This is a genomic window from Shewanella sp. SR1, assembly GCF_020447145.1.
Lineage (GTDB): Bacteria > Pseudomonadota > Gammaproteobacteria > Enterobacterales > Shewanellaceae > Shewanella > Shewanella baltica.
The window spans coordinates 1-19,796 of record NZ_JAJAEF010000009.1; the positions used below are offsets into that span (position 1 = coordinate 1).

A 19,796-nucleotide genomic window follows, 5' to 3' on the forward strand; every position below is an offset into this window, starting at 1 on the left:
TTCCCCCGTAGGGCGTATGCGGTATTAGCAGTCGTTTCCAACTGTTATCCCCCTCGACTGGGCAGATCCCTAGGCATTACTCACCCGTCCGCCGCTCGCCGGCAAAGATAGCAAGCTATCTTCCCGCTGCCGCTCGACTTGCATGTGTTAGGCCTGCCGCCAGCGTTCAATCTGAGCCATGATCAAACTCTTCAATTAAAGTTTTGTTGCTTCCGTCTTGCGACTTCAGCGGCTCAATGAATTCTGATTTTTTGTTTCTCGCACTCCTTATAAAAGAAGGGCTGAAACAAACTGTACATATTGCTATGAACACTCATTGTTACATTGATTTAAATTTTTGACTGCCAACCCGAAGGTTAAGCAGTTTCGATTAACTCAACACCTGTGAGTGTCCACACAGATTTCTTGTTTTATCTTGTTAAAGAGCAACTCATTATCCGTAAGAGGACTTGAGTACCACACTGAGCGCCGAACGCTTCCAGGTGGCTAGGGCTGCGTATTCTACGCATTTCCCGTTTCGCGTCAAGGAGTTTTTGCAAACTTTCTCAACTCTCATCAATCAGTAAACTCATTGATGAACTGCCACATCAGGCTGCTTAACGCTGTCTGCCGTGTCAGTGGATGCGCATTATAGGGAGCAGGAGATTTTGTGCAAGGGCTTTTTTAACAATCTGCGCCAAGCGAATGAATAACCACCAAACTGCAGAAATATACTGCAATCTTGAGCAATATCGCTGTTTGGGTTGATAAGTCTGGCAGAAGAAATCACCTATTGCAGAGGTTTTAATAGATTGAATGGGCATAAACAGAAGTTGATAGCTATTTTTCGCTATATCTATCAGCAAACCTCTAAAAACGTTATGCCTAGTGTGATGCCTTACTCTTGTTTGCACCTAGCTAATGATAAGCAATGATCAAATGCACGAGCCCTAAGGTTTATGCTCTTCTTGTTTCTCTTTCTCGAGATCTGTAACGACTTGAGTTTGTGCAGCGGCTTGGACTGAGGAGTTCGTCTCGACATTCGCTACCGTATCATCACCGACAATATGAGCGACTTTGAGTTTTCTCACCGTTCTGATAGTAATGATCGGGCCTGAAATCGCATATAAGTAGAAGCCGACACATAAAATCAATGCAGGTTGAACCGACACCACCACAAACACACCGACGACCAGTAAGATCACGATAAAGTTAACTTTGCCGCGCCAATCAATTTCTTTAAAGGAGTGATAGCGGAAATTGCTGACCATCAGTAAACCGGTTGCTGCAGTAACAAGGGCCGCAATCCAACTGATGTTTCTTCCATCGAGACTATATTGATTACCAAGCCAAATACTGCCAGCAATAACAGCGGCGGCTGCCGGGCTGGCGAGACCTTGAAAATAACGCTTATCGGCAACGCCAACTTGCGTATTAAATCGAGCAAGCCTGAGTGCTGCACCTGCGCAATAGATAAATGCGGCCAGCCAACCAATTTTACCTAAATCCGCTAAGGCCCAATTGTAGGCAAGTAGTGCTGGCGCCATTCCGAAGGACACCATATCGGCCATACTGTCGTACTCAGCACCAAAATCACTTTGGGTATTAGTCAGTCTTGCCACTCGTCCATCGAGCCCATCACAAATCATGGCAATAAAAATGGCTATCGCTGCGGCTTCAAAGTTAGCATTCATGGAAGCAATTACGGCATAAAAGCCAGAAAATAAACCCGCGGTGGTAAAAAGGTTCGGTAATAAATAGATACCTTTATTCTTTACTGTTTGATTTGAAGAATTTTGCATACACTTATTACGCTAGTTCAGTGAAGAGAAGTTAGCTTTCAAGATAACATATTTTATTATCATGTCGATGAGAGACCAGTTAGGGATGATTTCGATGTTAAAAGTGAACACGTTCAGCACTATGCTATGCCGCTGGTTTTGGCTCGGCCTTTTCATTGGCCCCGTTTCTGCGGGCGTTATCTATACTTGGGTCGACGAAAATGGGGTGACGCATTACAGCCAACAAGCCCCGCAACAAGAAAACATCAAAGCAGAAAAGCTCTACAGTGAAGATTTAGAGCAGGCGAAAGTGGGTTTTATCGCACCGGTAAAGAAAGCGGAAGCCACTTCTGAAGCCAATGAATTAGAAAAGTCAGCTGCGCTGATTAAAGAGAAAGATGCTAAACAGGCTCAATCCATTTGTGAGAGTGCTAAACACAATTTAGATATTCTCACAACGCACACTAAGCTTATCCGCCAAACTTCCGATTCGGGTGAATCTGTCGCTATGACAGAGGAAGACCGCCAAGCCTCGATTGCTCAGCAACAGGAAAGAATCAAACTCTTCTGTGATAAGAAGTAGCCAAATTTACTATGCCACTACATTAACGAACAACGATTAACGCTGATGCAATAAAAAAGGAGCCGAGTTAAAAACTCGGCTCCTTTCGTTTTAGTACTTGAAGCGGGAGCGATACTGACTAAGAAAGCGCTATCTCTTATTGCAAGATAGTTTATTTCAAGCTCGTTCATTCAAGAACGCTTATTTCAGTTCGCCTATTTCAACCTACCCAACTTCAAGCTTGCTGTTAACGTATCGCATTCAAACAACACACTAAGTTACAGCTACTGGTTATTGCTCGAACACTAATTCGCCACCCGCACAGCTAACCTTGATCGGTTTACCCGGTAACAAGTCGCCACGCAGTAATTTCTGCGCCAGCGGGTTTTCGACTTCTTGCTGCAATGCCCGTTTCAACGGTCTTGCGCCATACACAGGATCGAAACCAATTTCCGCAATCAGTGATAATGCGTCGTCGGTGATTTCCAATGTATAGTCCTTTTCCGCCAAACGTTGGCGTAAGGAAGCAATCTGTATCGAAGCAATACGCTTGATATTGGCAGCATCCAATGGATGGAACACCACAGATTCATCGATACGGTTTAAAAACTCGGGTCTGAAACTGTGAGTGACCACATTCATTACCGCCGCTTTCATCTCTGCATAGGTCACTTGACCAAATCCTTCTTGGATAATGTCAGAGCCTAAGTTCGAGGTCATGATGATCACTGTATTTCTAAAATCTACAGTACGACCTTGACCATCGGTTAAGCGTCCATCATCAAGCACTTGCAGTAAGATGTTAAACACATCGGGATGCGCTTTCTCGACTTCGTCGAGCAATATCACCGAATACGGTTTACGACGAACGGCTTCCGTTAAGTAACCGCCCTCTTCATAACCCACGTATCCAGGAGGCGCACCCACTAAACGCGATACTGAGTGTTTCTCCATAAACTCAGACATATCAATGCGCACTAAGGCCGATTCGGTATCGAATAAAAACCTCGCCAGTGATTTACACAGCTCAGTTTTACCCACACCCGTTGGGCCTAAGAACAGGAACGAGCCTATCGGGCGATTTGGATCCGCCAGACCCGCGCGGCTACGACGAATCGCATTCGCGACCGCATCGACGGCTTCGTTTTGGCCTATCACCCGCTCGTGCAGCGCCACTTCCATTTGCAGTAATTTTTCGCGCTCGCCTTCAAGCATTTTCGATACGGGAATTCCCGTCGCTTTCGACAAGACTTCGGCGATTTCGAACTCAGTGACCTTGTTACGCAATAACGTCATGTCCTGCATTTCGGCTTGCGATGCCAAATCGAGCTGTTTTTCAAGCTCAGGAATACGACCGTATTGCAACTCAGACATCCGAGTTAAATCACCCGCACGACGCGCCACTTCTAAGTCCATTCGAGCCTGTTCGAGATCGGCTTTAATGTGCTGAGTTCCCGCTAGTGCGGCTTTTTCAGTACGCCAGATTTCGTTCAACTCTGAAGCTTTAGCTTCAACGTCACGTAATTCCTCTTGCAGATGATCAAGCCTGCGACGGCTCGCCTCATCATTTTCTTTGGCTAAGGCTTGCTCCTCCAGTTTGAGCTGGATAGCACGACGTTCGAGTCGGTCGAGTGACTCAGGTTTTGAGTCCATCTGCATACGGATGCTCGATGCCGCTTCGTCAATCAAATCGATCGCTTTATCGGGCAACTTACGGTCCGACACATAACGGTGCGACATGGTCGCCGCCGCCACAATCGCCGGATCGGTAATTTCCACATGGTGATGCAGCTCGTAACGTTCTTTCAGGCCACGCAAAATGGCGATGGTGTCTTCAACGCTTGGCTCATCCACCAGCACTTTTTGGAAACGACGTTCAAGCGCCGCATCTTTTTCAATGTACTGACGATACTCATCAAGTGTGGTCGCACCCACGCAGTGTAAGTCACCACGCGCTAACGCAGGTTTGAGCATGTTACCTGCATCCATTGCGCCTTCACCTTTACCGGCGCCGACCATAGTATGCAGCTCGTCGATGAAGAGGATCACTTGACCTTCTTCCTGCGCTAACTCATTCAATACCGCTTTTAAACGTTCTTCGAACTCACCGCGATATTTAGCGCCCGCAATCAATGAGCCCATATCGAGGGATAAGACGCGCTTATTTTTAATCCCCTCAGGGACTTCACCATTAACGATACGCTGGGCAAGTCCTTCAACAATCGCCGTTTTACCCACACCCGGTTCACCGATAAGGACGGGGTTGTTTTTACTGCGACGTTGTAATACTTGGATCGTGCGGCGAATTTCATCGTCACGGCCGATCACAGGATCTAACTTGCCTTGTTCGGCTCGCTCGGTCAGATCGATAGTAAACTTCTTCAACGCTTGGCGTTGATCTTCAGCGTTCGGATCATCCACTTTTTGGCCGCCGCGCATTTGTTCAATGGTTTGCTCCATCAACTCTTTGGTCGCGCCGGCTTTTTTCAACGCTTGCGCGAGGGCATCGCCTCCTTCTAACGCAGCTAATACAAATAACTCGCTAGAGATATATTTGTCTTTACGCTTTTGCGCCAATTTATCGCACAGGTTTAATAAACGTATTAAACCTTGGGATAATTGCACATCGCCGCCGGTACCTTCGACTTGAGGTAAGCGTTCCAGCTCTTGACTCAAAAGCGAGCGCAGCGCACTCACGCGAATGCCAGCTTGGGTCAATAAGGGATGGATTGAACCTGAATCTTGGTTCAACAATGCCATCATCAAATGCAGCGGTTCAATAAACTGATGATCACGCCCGAGTGCGAGAGACTGGGCATCTGAGATGGCAAGCTGAAATTTATTGGTCATACGATCGAGTCGCATACAGCCTCCTAAAACTCACATAGTAGAGATATGCCAATCCACAAGATATCTTGCCAATTTAGTGGCGTTAGATCAGTACCGCTAATGAAGAGATCTTAATAGGATTGGTATTACATTTCGTTAGTTAAAAGATGGGGGCTATTTAGCCAAATTCAAGCGGATAACGCGGAAATAAATATAAATTGTAGGGGAATTAACTTAAGACTTAAGCCAGATCAACGATGCCATGCGCCCCGTCACCTTATCGCGACGATAAGAGAAGTAATCGGTGTCACTGACAGTGCAGATATCGGCGCTATAAATATGCTTGATGCCGAGTAAACTCAAGCGTAATTTAGCCAAGCCAATAATATCGGCCAGATACTTGTCGCCACTGGGAATAAAACACGCTGCCACCTGTGGATGTAACCCACAAAATGCATGCTTCACTTCGACGCCGACTTCAAACTTTTGTGGACCAATCGCCGGGCCTAGGTAAGCAATCAACTCATCCATAGGAGAACTAAACTGCGCCGCGGTGGCCTCAATCACGCCATCACATAAACCGCGCCAACCGGCATGAGCCGCAGCAACTTCGGTTCCCGCTTGATTACACAGCAATACAGGTAAACAATCGGCGGTCATTACAGCGCAAACTTGGCTCGCTGTTCGGCTAAAACTGGCATCGGCAATCGGCGTACCCGCTGCCTGAGCTAAGCTCAGCGTGTCTAAATTGAGCACATGGGTACCATGGACTTGCTCAAGCCAGACAGGATCGGCAGTTAACGCTAATTGTTTGCAGAGTAATTCACGATTAGCCATCACCTGCTGTTCAGCATCACCGACATGCAGTCCAAGATTCAAACTGTCATAGGGATGCACGCTCACGCCGCCATGACGATTTGTCATAGCGATGCCAACATTAGCAGGAACAGGCCAATCGTGAGCAAACACTTAGAGATACTCGATCGGATGCTCTACCGTGTCTTGACGCAGTGCTTTAGTCAAAATCACCATGTCTTCAGGAATTGGCGCTTGCCAGCTCATGATTTCACAACTCACTGGGTGAGCTAATTCTAGACGAACTGCGTGCAGCGCTTGGCGCTTGAAGTTTTTCAGGATATCGAAAAACTCTGGACTCGCAGCTTTAGGCGGTTTTGGACGACCACCATACACAGGATCGCCCACTAACACGTGGCCTATGTATTCCATGTGCACACGGATCTGGTGAGTACGGCCAGATTCTAGACGTAATCTCAAACGCGTGTGGTTACGGAATTTTTCCGCGACACGGTAATGCGTCACCGCAGGTTTACCTGAGTGCAGCACGGCCATGTGAGTACGTTTAGTAAGATGACGACCAATAGGCTCATCCACTGTACCGCCACCAGTCATAGTACCCATAACAATCGCTTCGTATTCACGAGTGATTTCACGGGCCTGCAAAGCGGCAACTAAATGCGTTTGCGCTTCAACGGTTTTGGCAACGACCATCAAACCTGTTGTATCTTTGTCCAGACGATGCACAATACCTGCACGTGGCACATGCTCAATATCAGGACAATGGTGCAATAGTGCATTCATCAAAGTGCCATCGGCATTGCCAGCACCTGGGTGAACCACCAATCCAGCTTGCTTGTTGATCACGATAATGTCGTCATCTTCATAGACGATATCCAGATCAATGGCCTGCGCCGCGGCATGGACTTCTTCTTCGAGAGTGGCGTCTATGAGTATCTGTTGCAGCTCATAAACTTTCTCGCGGGGCTTATTAACGACAACGCCGTCAACATGAACTGCATCAGATAGGATCCATTCCTTGATGCGCGTGCGCGAGTAATCTGGGAACAACTCTGCTAGGGCCTGATCTAATCTCAGTCCAGTTTGTGTTGCCGAAATCTCGCTTTTTAGATTAATCTCTTGTGTCATAGGAACCGTATCCCCATTTAGGGGTCAAAAAATGTGTGCTATCTGTTACAATCGGATGTTTTCTATTTTATAGTGAAATGGAAAAATTCTTAACTACAACTTAAAAAGAATTGAATTCAAGTATGTATAAATTTTCCAAAGGCGTTACCTTAGTCCTATTTTCACTAGCGTTATCAGCCTGTAGCAGCAGCCCTGATGATAACGATATTGCCGCCAAAACGTCACCTGATGTGCTTTACACTCAGGCAAGAACCTCTATGGAACTTGGCAATTACTCTAAAGCTGTCCGTTCTTTGGAGGCGTTAGACTCACGCTTCCCCTTCGGACCTCACAAAACTCAAGTCCAGTTAGACCTGATTTATGCTTACTACAAAATGGACGATGTCGCTTCGGGGATTGCGAACATAGACAGATTTATCCGTCTTAATCCTACCCACCCTGATATTGACTATGTGTTCTATATGCGCGGTTTAGTGAACATGCAAGCCGACAACTATTTGTTCCACGATATGCTTAATATCGACCGAACCGATCGTGACCCTAAAAATGCTCAAGATGCTTTCAAAGATTTTGATCGTCTTATCAAAACTTACCCTAACAGCAAATATGCCGCCGATGCGCAAAAACGCATGTTAGCGTTGAAGAATCGCTTAGCAAGATATTCAATCCAAGTTGCCGAATATTATCTTAAGATGAATGCATGGAGCGCCGCAGCAATCCGAGCACAATCTGTAATGGAAACATATCCTGGCACCCCTTCAAATGAACAGGCATTAGAGATAATGATAGAAGCTTATGGCGAATTAGGTCAGAGCAAGCTGAAGCAAAACGTGCTCATGGTAATGCAAGCTAACTATCCAAACAATGAAATCTTATCAAACTAGCCGAGAATGCCCCTTTAATAGGGGCATTTTTTTGCTTTGTTACCCAAGTTAACCCATCACTGGATATTGCTAAGTCCCCAGCGTGGATAGTGGTTTGCCTATTTTTAGCTCGCCACTTGCAGCGTAAATGACACTTTCGTGTAAATCTTATCCAACCGAGTCACTTTTTACGTTATTTAGTAAAAATCTATTGACTCAAAACCCGAAAAGCCTTTAAATTGCGCCCGTCGCCCGAATAGCTCAGTCGGTAGAGCAGAGGATTGAAAATCCTCGTGTCCCTGGTTCGATTCCGGGTTCGGGCACCATCTTTAAATTGGTTGCTTCAGCGACTAATGTTAGAGAACTGCAATAGGTACAGTGCAGGTGTGGTGGAATTGGTAGACACGCCAGCTTCAGGTGCTGGTGCTCGCAAGGGCGTGGAGGTTCAAGTCCTCTCACCTGTACCAAATTGCAGTTCAACGAATGAAACAAAGCATTAAGATTGTTTCTTCGGTTTTGAGATTACTCATTCGATGAAATTTCGGATAGCCATGCAGATGTGGTGGAATTGGTAGACACGCCAGCTTCAGGTGCTGGTGCTCGCAAGGGCGTGGAGGTTCAAGTCCTCTCATCTGTACCAACATTTAAACCTCGCTTAGCGAGGTTTTTTTGTATCTAAAACAAAATAAATCCTCTGTTACTCTCCCCTCTTTCCGCTGATTTGCTATACCTAATGTTACAGACTCATCGTAGGGATAGCTCGAGCTCTGCCTAAAGGACTCTTTAGTTCACTGAGGCTATCCTATATGAACGGTCTACAAATAAAACAAAAAATGTTTATCGGTATTTTGGTCCCCCTTGCAATGTTACTGACGATTGGTTTTCTCGCCATTAATATGATGGGCAACATTGAGTCGGGTGTTGAACGCATCTATAACGACAGAGTGGTGCCGCTGGATGATTTAAAAGTGATTGCCGATAAGTATGCGGTCGATGTTATCGATGCGGTCAATAAGGCGAACGCGGGTGGTTTCACCGCCTCGCAAGCGGCTGAAGCGCTAGACAGTGCCAAATCGACTATTACTCAATATTGGCAAAAATACCTATCTACCGAGCTTACCTCAGAAGAATCCCGACTCGTAAAACAAGCCGAAGTGCTGTTCTCCCCCGCGAATCAACAGATTGATACCCTGATTTCGCGCTTAAGAGGATTAAACGGTGATGTTTCAAGCCAACTCTCAGCCAACATCCTGCCGCTGTACCAAGCAATTGATCCTATCAGTAACCAAATATCTGAACTGATTGCACTGCAAATCCGCGTGGCGGGCGAAGAAAAAGATCGTGTAAATGCCATTTATCAATCTTCAATCACTATTTTTATGGCATTAGCCTGTGCCGCCATGATCATCAGTATTGTGATTGGACTCTGGGTCAATCGCAGCGTGATGAATCCCATTAATGACATCCTCGGTAAACTGAAGAGGATCCATCAAGACTCTGATCTCACCGTCAGATTCACCACTTTTAATCACGATGAGCTAGGGCAAATATCCACGAGCCTCACCCAAGTGATTGAACACTTACGGGGCATTCTTCATTCCATTGCCGAGGCAGCAACTACGGTCAACAGTTCGGCAAATGAGTTAGGTAGCTTCACCCAAGCCACCAATAAACGGATGCAACAGCAACAAGCCGAAACGGAGCAGACTGCAACGGCCATGAATGAGATGACGGCCACCGTTGCCGAAGTCGCCCAAAGCGCATCTGCCGCGGCAGATTCAGCCAAAGATGCCGATACCTATGCCGCTAACGGCAATAATATTGTGATGCAATCGATTAGCAGTATGTCGCAGCTTTCTGATCAAATTCAAAAAACGGCGCAGGTCATTGGATTTTTATCTAATGAAAGCCAAAATATCGGCCGCGTTCTCGATGTGATTAAGAGCATTGCCGAACAAACCAATTTACTGGCACTCAATGCCGCCATTGAAGCCGCACGGGCGGGAGAGCAAGGTCGCGGCTTTGCGGTCGTTGCCGATGAAGTGCGAACCTTAGCGCAACGCACCCAAAAATCGACTCAAGAAATTGAGGCCATAATTGCCACCCTACAACAAGGGGTTAAAGAAGCCGTCAGCGCCATGGAAATCGGAATCAATCAAGTAGATGATGCCAACGATAAAGCCAATCAGGCGGGTCAAGCGCTGAAAGAAATTGTCACCTCAGTAGACAGCATCACCGAGCTAAATACCCACATTGCGACCGCAGCTGAAGAGCAAAGTAGCGTTGCCGAGAGTATTAATCGCAGCATTATTGCCATCAGCGATATCGCCGAGCATTCCACTGCTTCGGCGGCTGAATTAAGTGAATCTGTGATTAATTTGACTAAGCTCGCCAGCAGCATGCGCAATCAAGTGAGCGCATTTAAGCTCTAATTTAACTCAATCAACCACAAAACGACTGCAACCATTTTAGCTGTTGCAGTCAAACTCCCTTCTATTTACATCATCTGTAACCCATTGAAATAAAATATCCGTTTCATCATTTCTCGATTTAATTTCTCCTTCTATTGAACACTTCAAATGATCTCAGCCTCGTTATCGATAGCACAGATAGCGATAATCCCTATTGATTCAAATCAAATAGATCTTTAAACTTATTAAACATTCATAATATTTGCACGTTAAGGATTTTCTATGTTGGACAGCCGTACTATCCAAGTTATCAAGAGCACTATTCCCTTACTCGAATCTGCAGGCCCTGCCCTGACGACCCATTTTTATCAACGCATGTTCAAACATAATCCTGAATTAAAAGATGTGTTCAATTTGGCGCACCAACATTCTGGTGGTCAGCCTGTAGCCCTGTTCAATGCCGTCGCAGCCTATGCGAAAAATATCGAAAACTTAGCGGTACTGAGTTCAACCGTCGAGCGCATTGCCCAAAAACATACGGGGTTTCTGATCAAACCTGAGCAGTATGCGATCGTCGGCAGCCATTTATTGGCAACGCTTAAAGAATTAGGGGGCGATACGGTAACCGAAGAAGTGTTAGAAGCTTGGGCACAGGCTTATGGATTTTTAGCCAACATATTTATTCAGCGAGAAGCACAGATTTATCAAGCGCATGCAGAGCAAGATGGTGGCTGGTTGGGCGAGCGTCAGTTTGTCATTAGCGCGAAAAATACCGAGTCAGCAGTCATCACCTCCTTCATATTGACGCCCGCAGATGGCAAGCCCATTAAAGATTTTATCCCCGGTCAGTATTTAAGTTTGAAGCTAACACACCCGAATTTGGCATATGAAGAAATCCGCCAATATTCCTTATCCGATGCACCCAATGGCACCAGCTACCGCATCAGTGTGAAACGCGAACTCGGCGGACAAGTGTCGAACTTGCTGCATGATGCGATACACGTCGGCGACAAAATCGCGGTGATGCCACCCGCGGGAGACTTTACCCTAGAAGTCGCGGCGGACACCCCCGTAGTGCTCATTTCGGCTGGTGTAGGCCAAACACCAATGAAAAGTATGCTCAATCAATTACTCAAGCTGCAGCATCCCAGCACTATCACTTGGCTGCATGCCTGTGAGCAAGGCGCCGTACACGGGTTCAAACAGGCTATCCACGCCAAGCGCCAGCAACATCATAATCTGACAAGTCATGTTTGGTATCGTGAGCCAGCCACGACCGATATGTTAGGTGATGATTATGATTTCGAAGGGCAAATGGAGTTAAGTAAAGTCGCCGAACAGCTGCTTCCCCACGCACGTTATTATTTCTGCGGCCCCCTTGGATTCATGTCAGCCATCAAGCAACAACTACTCGCTCTGGGTGTCGCGGCTGAAAACATGCACTATGAAGTGTTCGGCCCCCACGCCGATCTTTAATGGCATGACACGGACTTGAGGGAATTCACGCTCAGGTCCGTTTGAATGCTTAGCTTTTATGCTTAGCTTTCATTGTTAGCATGGCAAACAATAACGACAAGAACGATGAATGCTTGATGTACTTTTCTTGTTCATCATTTTTAACGGATAGAAGCAACTTCAGCGGCAGTGAGCGCGCGACTTTCACCCGGTGCCAACTTTTCATCAAGCACAATATCGCCTATCGATAATCGATGCAGGCCAACAACCGGATTGCGGAACCGACCAAACATCCGCTTGATTTGATGATACTTACCTTCATGTAAAGTCACTTCAGCTACGTTATCAGCGAGGATAACCAGTTTAGCGGGTTGGGTTGTAATATCTTCAAAGCCAAAATACATCCCTTCGGCAAATGCAGCGATGTATTCTTCGGTTATGGGATTAGCTAAGGTAACCCGATACACTTTGTCGACCTTGTGTGTGGGTGACATCAGCGCATCAGACCAGCGGCTATCATTGGTCAATAACAACAAACCCGAAGAGTTTAAATCTAGTCTGCCAGCAATATGCAACTCATCACGGGCTTCGCAATCAAGCAAATCAATCACTGTTTTATGCTGAATATCTTTGGTAGCACTCACCACTCCAATCGGCTTGTGAAGCATCACGTAGACGGGCGCATTGGCCTGCAGTATGTGCTCATCGAGTTGGATGTGGGAAAACTCATCCACTTGCCTATCCATATCTTTCACTATCAATCCATCGACGCACACTCGGCCCGATAATAGCAGTTCACGCACCGCTTTACGGTGAGTGTGTAACTGGGTACAAAGATAACGATCGAGTCGGCCGCGCTTAGATTGCATAACACCACAAATGAAGAAATATGAATGGGATAGCCATTCTAGCAGGATGCAAGTTCAGCTCATAGCAAGCCGAACTAGAGGGGCATCACAAAGGCTATTCTGGGCTAAATTGGATCGAACGAGGTAAAATTTGTTAAGCTAGGCGCTCAATTCATCTTACTGTGAGTGGTTACCGCATCAAAAACTTATCCGCAAGTCCCGCTTTAATACGTTCGAACCTGCTATTTTTAGCCTTGTTTTTAGTGACGCTAGCGAGCTCTTTTTTCGCCCAAGCAAACGATGCAGTAAATCCTCCTGAAGCGGCTCGCCCCTCCGCTATCCATGATAAACCGCTGGTCGAGCGTTACGTCCTCGATGAACTTAAATCCCTCAGACACGATCAACAGGATCTCGAGCGTCGTCTCACCATCGACATCACCGACCGCGAACTCGCCGTAGCTGACAAATCGATGAACTACGCCAATGTCACTGTAACTTACTTCTTCTACATCATCGCGGGTGTCGCCTCGTTAGTCGCCTTTATCGGTTGGCAATCCCTGCGGGAAATCAAAACGCACACAGCCAAACTGGCTGCTAACCAGCTGCAAAGTATTGCCGAACAATACGAAGAAAAGTTCAAAGTACTTGAGCAAGAACTCAAGCGTAAGAGCCGTACTATCACGGACAATAATCGCGAGATTGAGATTATCAATGAAATCCATAACCTCTGGCTACGGGCGCAAAGTGCGCAAACGCCAGAGCAAAAGATTGAAGTCTATGATGAGATCCTCACGATTCGACCAGGGGATTTAGAAGCCCTGACCTACAAGGCCGACGCCGCAATGGAAATGCGTGAATTTAACTGGGCACAAAGCCTGTGTAATCGCGTTCTGGAAGTGGACCCAACTAACGCCCACGCTTTTTATCAAAGAGCCTGCGCCTTTGCGTGCTTAGGGGTTGAAGATAGAGCAATTTCTGATTTAGAGCGCGCCATTCATAACAGTGCATCCTTCAAGGAACTGGCCTTAGATGAGGCAGATTTCTCACAACTTAAAGGACATGCTCGTTTCGAGACCTTATTGGCCTATCACGAACCTGAAAAGCCCTAAACTACTAAGCTACTAAGCTCCGCACTAACGCTTGATATATGGCGTTGGCGCTCAGTGGCGTTTTATCCTAAAGATAAAGCGCCATAAATGAGCGGTTTAAGTCCCACTAGTGAGGAATAGCCTCAATCTTATATGCACAGCGGCGTGCACCTTCGATGATATGTTCTTCGCGACTCACCACCGCGATATCGGCGAATAATTGCTGGAAAAGTTGTAACTCTGAGCGGCAAAAGTTTAAACACTTAGTCGCTGCGGCGCAGATAGGACAATGATTTTCGAGTAAAAAATACACGCCATCTACCTGTTCCATCGTCGCCATATAACCTTCGTTCGAGCGTAATTTCGCAAGGATGGCCAAACGTGTCGGAATATCTGTCGCCCCTTCCATAGCGGCACGATACTGAACTAACGCACTTTGCTCCCTGTGGTCGATAAGCTTATCTAAGCCTTGGTCACCAAAGATCATTTTCACCGAATCAATTAACTGTACCGTCAATTCCTCATGACGATCGGCAAAATGACTACGGCTTTGTTCCGTCAATCTCCAGTAACGTGTTGGGCGACCACGACCTTCAACTCTATCTTCGATGTCCACATCGCCTGCGTCTTCCAATGCCTGAAGATGTTGACGCACGCCCATCGTCGTTAACGCCAATTCCTCCGCTAAGGTTTTAGCGGTAAGTGGGCCATGTAACTTGAGCAATTGAATAATCTTATCAGTGGTTTTCATCTGAACTCTCCGATGTTAGCCAGCGCATTATCTCCGATCCAGTAACGCTTTAATAGATTAAATAAACTTTTTTATTTACTTTATCCTTTACAAGATTAAATAAAGTAATTACCTTATAAATAATTTATAAACAAATAGGTTTACTTAATGAAGTTACTCATCATCAGCACCAGCCAAAGACCCAACTCCCAAAGTGCTAAAGTCGGTCGTTACATTGCCGAAAGCAGTTTCTCATCTCCCCATGCTATGGGTTACGCCAGCATACATCACTTAGAGTTATGCCAATTTAACCTGCCGTTTTGGGATGGAGAGGAAGACAACAAAGGGGAGCACTGGCCCGAAATAGAACAAAGCGTCGACGAAGCCGATGCGCTAGTGCTTATCACCCCTGAATGGGGTGGCATGGCATCGCCACTACTGAAGAACTTTTTATTGATGTGTACTCGCGAAGAAACCGCCCATAAACCAGCACTGCTAATCTCAGTATCGAACGGGATTGGCGGTACCTATCCCATCGTTGAAGTGAAGATGAATGCACTCAAAAACAATAAATTAGTGCCTATTCCCGATTACTTGATCATCCGTAATGTCAGCCATGTACTCAATGCCATACCCGAGGGAGCCCGCGATATCGCACTCAGGGAAAGAGTGCAGTACAGCTTGTATATGCTGCATCAATACGCCCAAGCATTAGCCCCCATTCGTCAACAACATGCCGGACAAGCGTACCCAAAGCAGCAGGAATACTGTTACGGTATGTAAGCGGCTTGAGATTTTAACCACCAGCAACAGACTAAAATCATTACAAGGAACGCATTATGATTCATTTAGAGCATATCAACTTAGTGGTAGACGACATCCCCGCAGCACTGCGCTTTTATCAAGCGGCTTTTCCCCACTGGCGTGTACGCGGTGGCGATAAGGGCACTTGGTACGGCAAACCTCGCAATTGGATTCATTTTGGCGATGATTATCAATACATTGCTTTTAGTGATAATGGTGAGGGAGAAAACCGAGATTTAACTGGCCATCAAATTGGACTGGCGCATTTTGCCTTTGTCACTGACAACTTAGATGCTGTGATAGCAAGATTGACCCAAGCAGGCTTCCCGATTGCCAAAGATGGCATGGAAGATCCCTATCGACGTAATATTTACTTCTTTGACGCCCATGGTTTTGAAGTGGAATTTGTCGAATATTTAACTGATATTCCAGCGGAGCGAAATCGCTATTAGCGAGAAGTGGTAAGCCGCGAACCGTGCGAATTGGACTGAGTGTTAGTTGCTAGATGTTAGGTGCTAGGAGCTAGAGACTATTCACTTCGCTCGGATTGCTGCTGTGCCACTATGACCGAATCCTTATGGGCATAAAAATGGAGTCTGAACTGGGTATCTTCAGTCAGTAGCTCCACTTTGTGCCAATACTCGGGATGAGAAATGGCCGTTTCACCGGCGCGAATGATGATCTCTTTATCTAACTCGCCGCTGCTGCCCGTAAAGCCATAGAACTTTAAGCTACCCGTTAGCACTTGGATCTGCCCATACACGCCAGCCTTAGTATTGTGCATGTGTAACAACATGTTAGGGACGTTGTCACGGCTGAAAACCGGCGTTGATTTATAATTAACAAAATCTTTAGGGACTAAGGCCATTATGCTTTCGCACTCCTTGAGGAACTCATGGGATCGAATAACGCTGACGACAATACTAATATAGCCGTTGCAGCATTTCTGTCCAACTCAAAGTGTTAGCTTCATCGAGGAGATCCTTCCAACATTGGCATAGGACGCGACGCCGCACTTACCCATACTCACACGAGCGACCTTAGCGCTTTATACGCAGCAACTTTATGCATTCGTTACTTTAGTTACTTTCATCACTGTAATCGCTACACTAGCCCGCATTAAGCTGCACCTAAAGTAGATGACATTATGCCGACACCCTATTCTTACTCAACGACCTATATTTTAGATAAAGCCCATTTCGATGAGTGCTATACCCAATCTGTCGTACCTGATCCCACGCTCAAACCTTACTACAAAGCCATAGGGTTGACCCTGATAGGTATCGCACTGATCTTCGCCGACATTAGCCTCTATTTAGCTTACTTCTTCGTTGGACTCGGCGTTATCGATGCGCTCAATGTGAAGTATCACAAGGCATGGTGGTTGATGCGTCAAATGATGAGTAAAGCGGCCAGCAATGAGGTCACGCTCACCATTGATGAGCAAGGGATTCACACTCAATCCATGTCAGTGACCAGCCAAATTTTATGGACCGACATTTACCGGATTAAAGAAACTGAAAAAGGCTTCTTGATCACCCACAAGGCAGGCACGAGCTATGTTTCCTTGCGTAGCTTAGATGATGCGGCTGCGGCCTATATTAAAACTAAAATCTAGTCCCGCTAAAAAAACATCCATAAAAAAGGCTGATCTGCATCAGCCTTTTTCACTACTATCCATCGCTGAATCGTTACTTTTTCAATTCACCAACCGGTAAAATCGTGCGGCCATACTCATTATTGAGCACCTGCGCCATCGCAAAATAAATCGCACTCGCACCACAGATGATCCCTTCAAAGCCAGCAATAGTGCCAATCAAGGCGCTGCCCGTGAAATCACGCGCAGCCAGCAGGAAAAATAAGAGCGTCAAAGAAGCAAATACAAACTGCTTAGCTCGTGGATAACGCAAAGAACCCACAAACATAAATGCGGTGAATATGCCCCAAAGTGTTAAATACCAGCCCATAAAATACGTTTGACTCGCCGCAATGCCCGCATTAGGCATTAAGATTAATCCCACTAATGTTAACCAAAACAACCCGTAAGAGGTAAATGCCGTCGTACCGAAAGTATCGCCGCGCATAAAACACATAATACCCACAATCACTTGACCAATGCCGCCGTAAAAAATCCCCATGGCTAAGATCATAGAATCAATAGGGAAATATCCCGCGTTATGGATGTTTAACAAAATCGTTGTCATACCAAAGCCCATTAAACCTAATGGCGCTGGATTAGCCAGTTTTGTAGACACAGAGTTCCCCTAGAGAAAAATCAATAATTCAATAAAAATCAACGGCATTAACCGTAAACCTTATGTTCGCTCACCTGCGAGAGCGGCGCATTCTAGAGGATAGCCACAACCTTGGCAACGAAATCATTAAAAATGAATAAATAGCAATAAATACAAAATAAAAACATACACTTAAAATTAAATATACTTAAAATAAACCGATTCCTAATTTTGATTAAAAATTAATTCTTTTCAATTCAATATTCTAGGAAGAAAGCCGACTACAACCTGCGTCATATCGCATTTTATGCGACTTTTTATAACTGCCGCATAGTTTGGTATTAAGCGCCCTTAAAACCTTAATCAAAACGAGGGCTAAAACAGCAAAAAATACTGCACTTAATCGCAAATCAGTGGTTAAGGTGATGTAAGTGGCACTTTTGGAAAAAAACAACTCTGGGATGCCAGATTTAGCCTATTTTAGCCTACGAAGCTAATGCAGGAGTTAAGCACAACTCACTCTGCACATAACCTTTGCACAAAGCCCTTTGCGCTGAAGCCAAACTCAACAGGTTCATCTGTTGGGATAATGGCTAAATCGAAGTCAATGGCTCTGCACTTAGGCTGGTCATTTACTTGAAGCGAATCAAGGGAAAATAAGCTAAAAATCCTTAACCCAAAAAGGTAAAAATTATTTATATCTAAAACAGAATAGCAGTGATAAATTGCTGATGTTGGCGCAGTGGTATTAAGAGAATGCTTCTTAATCTGTAGTTAACAATACATAACTAAAGGAAATAAAATGAATAAGTTATCAGCTGTTTTCACCCTGTTGGCATTAGTGAGCTTCACGACCCTTGCTGACGACTCATCTTTACCGCCTGCACCAGCAGCCGATATCGCTCAGCTGAAAGAAGTGTGCCAGCAGATGGCCTCTGAAGATCAAGTCGAAAATGCAGAGCTAAAACAATATGTGCTTGATTGTGTAAACGATCAACTGACAGAAATGGGCTACAAGTCGGTTACTGAGGTTAATTAATCTTCATTCTAATCCCAACGTTATTACCGCAAAAGCGCGTTCTTCAGCTTCATTCAATGCCATTCACATATGCGAATGGCATTATTATTTTCAAGTAACACAGCTATTCAGTTCACAATTAATATCATTTCAGTTACAGACGAAACGTATCGAATACAAAATTTAACATCCACAATTAACCGTATGAAAGCCACCAAAATAGGCTTTTAGCATGAGTATCAAGGTATTGTGCGATCTACAAATTTACTATTTAATTGATAGCTGTATCATTTTGCATCCCTGCGAATGAAACCACTGTTGGATTGGGCATAAAATGCTAATCTATTTTCCTGTATTATGAACCTCAGCCCTTAATCGTTAAATCATGTATCGCATTCTTTTTGTCCTCATTACAAGTTTAAGTATTTTGCCTTCTGTCGGAATGGCGAAAGAAACCTGCGCATCAGAAAATCAGTGTATTGAGATGAACAACTGGGATCTCGGCGTCGCCATTGGCTGGGGACAAAAAAGCAATCCACTCAAGGATTTTGACGATATTCCACTATTCTTTATCCCTACAGTGGCCTATTACGGCGAACACTGGTTCTTCGATAATGGTAATTTAGGCTACACCTTAGCCGAGCAAGAAAGCTTCACGTTCAATCTCGTCACCAGTTATAGCTTAGATAGGGCCTATTTCTATCGATGGGACCCATCGAATATCTTTTTAAACCGCGGCACACAAGTCGAAGCCAAAGCCATAACGAGTATGTCTTTGTCGACAGAGCCCGAACGTGAATTTAATTCTTTAGAGACGCGGAACTTCACCATACTTGGCGGTGCCGAAGCATTCATCTATACCCGACTCGGCATTATTCGATTGGCGTACACCCATGATATGTTTAATGTTCATCAAGGTTCAGAAGCACAAATAAAATGGACCTATGGCTGGGATTACGATCGTTTCATTTTTGAATTCGCACTGGTGTTTGATTGGAAGAGCCAAGCAGTGGTGGATTATTATTATGGCGTTAGACCGAGTGAAAACGCCTATTGGAGTGAACAATATCAAGCAAAATCAGGTTGGGATAAAGGTGCGGAAATGACGGCCCGTTATATATTAACTGACAATTGGGATCTACTCTTGGCAGTTCGTTACACTCTAATTGCCGATGAGATTGCCGCCAGTCCCTTGTTAGACCAAGACTATAGCAGCACCTACTTTATCGGCGCAGCCTATAGGTTCTAAC

Annotated in this window: 18 protein-coding genes, 3 tRNA genes and 1 rRNA gene; 13 read left to right on the forward strand and 9 right to left on the reverse strand. The window is 45.4% G+C overall.

Translation table 11 applies throughout. The features are described 5' to 3' along the window. Positions 1–198 (reverse strand): 16S ribosomal RNA (locus KV201_RS10195); the annotation flags it as partial. Positions 199–929: 731 nt separating this feature from the next. Continuing rightward, positions 930–1,781: a CDP-diacylglycerol--serine O-phosphatidyltransferase gene (gene pssA / locus KV201_RS10200; protein ID WP_006085775.1), complete on the reverse strand. Its 852-nt coding sequence runs from the start codon at positions 1,779–1,781 to the stop codon at positions 930–932. A gap of 94 nt (positions 1,782–1,875) precedes the next feature. On the opposite strand from pssA, the gene KV201_RS10205 reads away from it, so the two are divergent. Further along, the gene (locus KV201_RS10205; protein WP_006080594.1) at positions 1,876–2,343 is read left to right on the forward strand and encodes a DUF4124 domain-containing protein; all 468 of its coding nucleotides are present in this window, start codon (positions 1,876–1,878) and stop codon (positions 2,341–2,343) included. Positions 2,344–2,613: 270 nt separating this feature from the next. Here the strand turns inward: KV201_RS10205 and clpB are convergent, their stop codons facing one another. From clpB to rluD, 3 genes are all read right to left on the reverse strand, one after another. Beyond that, positions 2,614–5,187: an ATP-dependent chaperone ClpB gene (gene clpB / locus KV201_RS10210; RefSeq protein ID WP_006080593.1), complete on the reverse strand. Its 2,574-nt coding sequence runs from the start codon at positions 5,185–5,187 to the stop codon at positions 2,614–2,616. Between the two features lie 198 nt (positions 5,188–5,385). After that, positions 5,386–6,120: a peptidoglycan editing factor PgeF gene (gene pgeF / locus KV201_RS10215; protein ID WP_226059243.1), complete on the reverse strand. Its 735-nt coding sequence runs from the start codon at positions 6,118–6,120 to the stop codon at positions 5,386–5,388. After that, entirely contained in the window at positions 6,121–7,095 is a 975-nt protein-coding gene (gene rluD / locus KV201_RS10220; RefSeq protein WP_006080591.1) for a 23S rRNA pseudouridine(1911/1915/1917) synthase RluD, read from the reverse strand. It abuts the gene before it with no gap. A 122-nt stretch (positions 7,096–7,217) separates the two neighbouring features. On the opposite strand from rluD, the gene KV201_RS10225 reads away from it, so the two are divergent. The 6 genes from KV201_RS10225 to hmpA all read left to right on the forward strand — a co-directional run bounded on the left by KV201_RS10225 (position 7,218) and on the right by hmpA (position 11,845). Continuing rightward, positions 7,218–7,979 (forward strand): outer membrane protein assembly factor BamD, encoded by a 762-nt coding sequence (locus KV201_RS10225; protein ID WP_226059244.1) that lies wholly within the window; start codon positions 7,218–7,220, stop codon positions 7,977–7,979. A 229-nt stretch (positions 7,980–8,208) separates the two neighbouring features. Further along, positions 8,209–8,284 (forward strand) — tRNA-Phe (locus KV201_RS10230). 54 nt (positions 8,285–8,338) lie between these two features. After that, a tRNA-Leu gene (locus tag KV201_RS10235) sits at positions 8,339–8,425 on the forward strand. A gap of 86 nt (positions 8,426–8,511) precedes the next feature. Then, positions 8,512–8,598: transfer RNA gene (locus KV201_RS10240), tRNA-Leu, on the forward strand. 166 nt (positions 8,599–8,764) lie between these two features. Continuing rightward, a complete protein-coding gene (locus KV201_RS10245; RefSeq protein WP_226059245.1) occupies positions 8,765–10,390 on the forward strand; it encodes a methyl-accepting chemotaxis protein in 1,626 nt (541 codons plus the stop codon). Positions 10,391–10,651: 261 nt separating this feature from the next. Continuing rightward, entirely contained in the window at positions 10,652–11,845 is a 1,194-nt protein-coding gene (gene hmpA / locus KV201_RS10250; protein ID WP_226059246.1) for an NO-inducible flavohemoprotein, read from the forward strand. Positions 11,846–11,985: 140 nt separating this feature from the next. Here hmpA and KV201_RS10255 read toward each other — a convergent pair whose 3' ends face one another. Further along, complete coding sequence (locus KV201_RS10255; RefSeq protein WP_226059247.1) at positions 11,986–12,693, reverse strand: pseudouridine synthase; 708 nt, start codon at positions 12,691–12,693, stop codon at positions 11,986–11,988. A gap of 161 nt (positions 12,694–12,854) precedes the next feature. Here KV201_RS10255 and KV201_RS10260 point away from each other — a divergent pair, with 161 nt between their 5' ends. Then, positions 12,855–13,781: a hypothetical protein gene (locus KV201_RS10260; RefSeq protein WP_012088501.1), complete on the forward strand. Its 927-nt coding sequence runs from the start codon at positions 12,855–12,857 to the stop codon at positions 13,779–13,781. 106 nt (positions 13,782–13,887) lie between these two features. On the opposite strand, the gene KV201_RS10265 is transcribed toward KV201_RS10260, so the two are convergent. Next, the gene (locus KV201_RS10265; RefSeq protein ID WP_006080584.1) at positions 13,888–14,511 is read right to left on the reverse strand and encodes a metalloregulator ArsR/SmtB family transcription factor; all 624 of its coding nucleotides are present in this window, start codon (positions 14,509–14,511) and stop codon (positions 13,888–13,890) included. 147 nt (positions 14,512–14,658) lie between these two features. On the opposite strand from KV201_RS10265, the gene KV201_RS10270 reads away from it, so the two are divergent. Together KV201_RS10270 and KV201_RS10275 are read left to right on the forward strand one after the other, a co-directional pair. Further along, positions 14,659–15,273 (forward strand): NADPH-dependent FMN reductase, encoded by a 615-nt coding sequence (locus tag KV201_RS10270; protein WP_226059248.1) that lies wholly within the window; start codon positions 14,659–14,661, stop codon positions 15,271–15,273. A 56-nt stretch (positions 15,274–15,329) separates the two neighbouring features. Beyond that, positions 15,330–15,746: a VOC family protein gene (locus KV201_RS10275; RefSeq protein WP_006080581.1), complete on the forward strand. Its 417-nt coding sequence runs from the start codon at positions 15,330–15,332 to the stop codon at positions 15,744–15,746. Positions 15,747–15,823: 77 nt separating this feature from the next. Here KV201_RS10275 and KV201_RS10280 read toward each other — a convergent pair whose 3' ends face one another. After that, entirely contained in the window at positions 15,824–16,162 is a 339-nt protein-coding gene (locus KV201_RS10280) for a DUF1971 domain-containing protein (protein WP_226059249.1), read from the reverse strand. A gap of 279 nt (positions 16,163–16,441) precedes the next feature. Here KV201_RS10280 and KV201_RS10285 point away from each other — a divergent pair, with 279 nt between their 5' ends. Continuing rightward, the gene (locus KV201_RS10285) at positions 16,442–16,912 is read left to right on the forward strand and encodes a YcxB family protein (RefSeq protein WP_107946726.1); all 471 of its coding nucleotides are present in this window, start codon (positions 16,442–16,444) and stop codon (positions 16,910–16,912) included. Positions 16,913–16,985: 73 nt separating this feature from the next. Here KV201_RS10285 and KV201_RS10290 read toward each other — a convergent pair whose 3' ends face one another. Then, positions 16,986–17,549 (reverse strand): acetate uptake transporter, encoded by a 564-nt coding sequence (locus KV201_RS10290; protein ID WP_226059250.1) that lies wholly within the window; start codon positions 17,547–17,549, stop codon positions 16,986–16,988. A gap of 781 nt (positions 17,550–18,330) precedes the next feature. Here KV201_RS10290 and KV201_RS10295 point away from each other — a divergent pair. Next, complete coding sequence (locus tag KV201_RS10295) at positions 18,331–18,567, forward strand: hypothetical protein (RefSeq protein ID WP_006080575.1); 237 nt, start codon at positions 18,331–18,333, stop codon at positions 18,565–18,567. Positions 18,568–18,931: 364 nt separating this feature from the next. Next, complete coding sequence (locus tag KV201_RS10300) at positions 18,932–19,795, forward strand: MipA/OmpV family protein (protein WP_226059251.1); 864 nt, start codon at positions 18,932–18,934, stop codon at positions 19,793–19,795. Position 19,796: the final 1 nt, after the last annotated feature.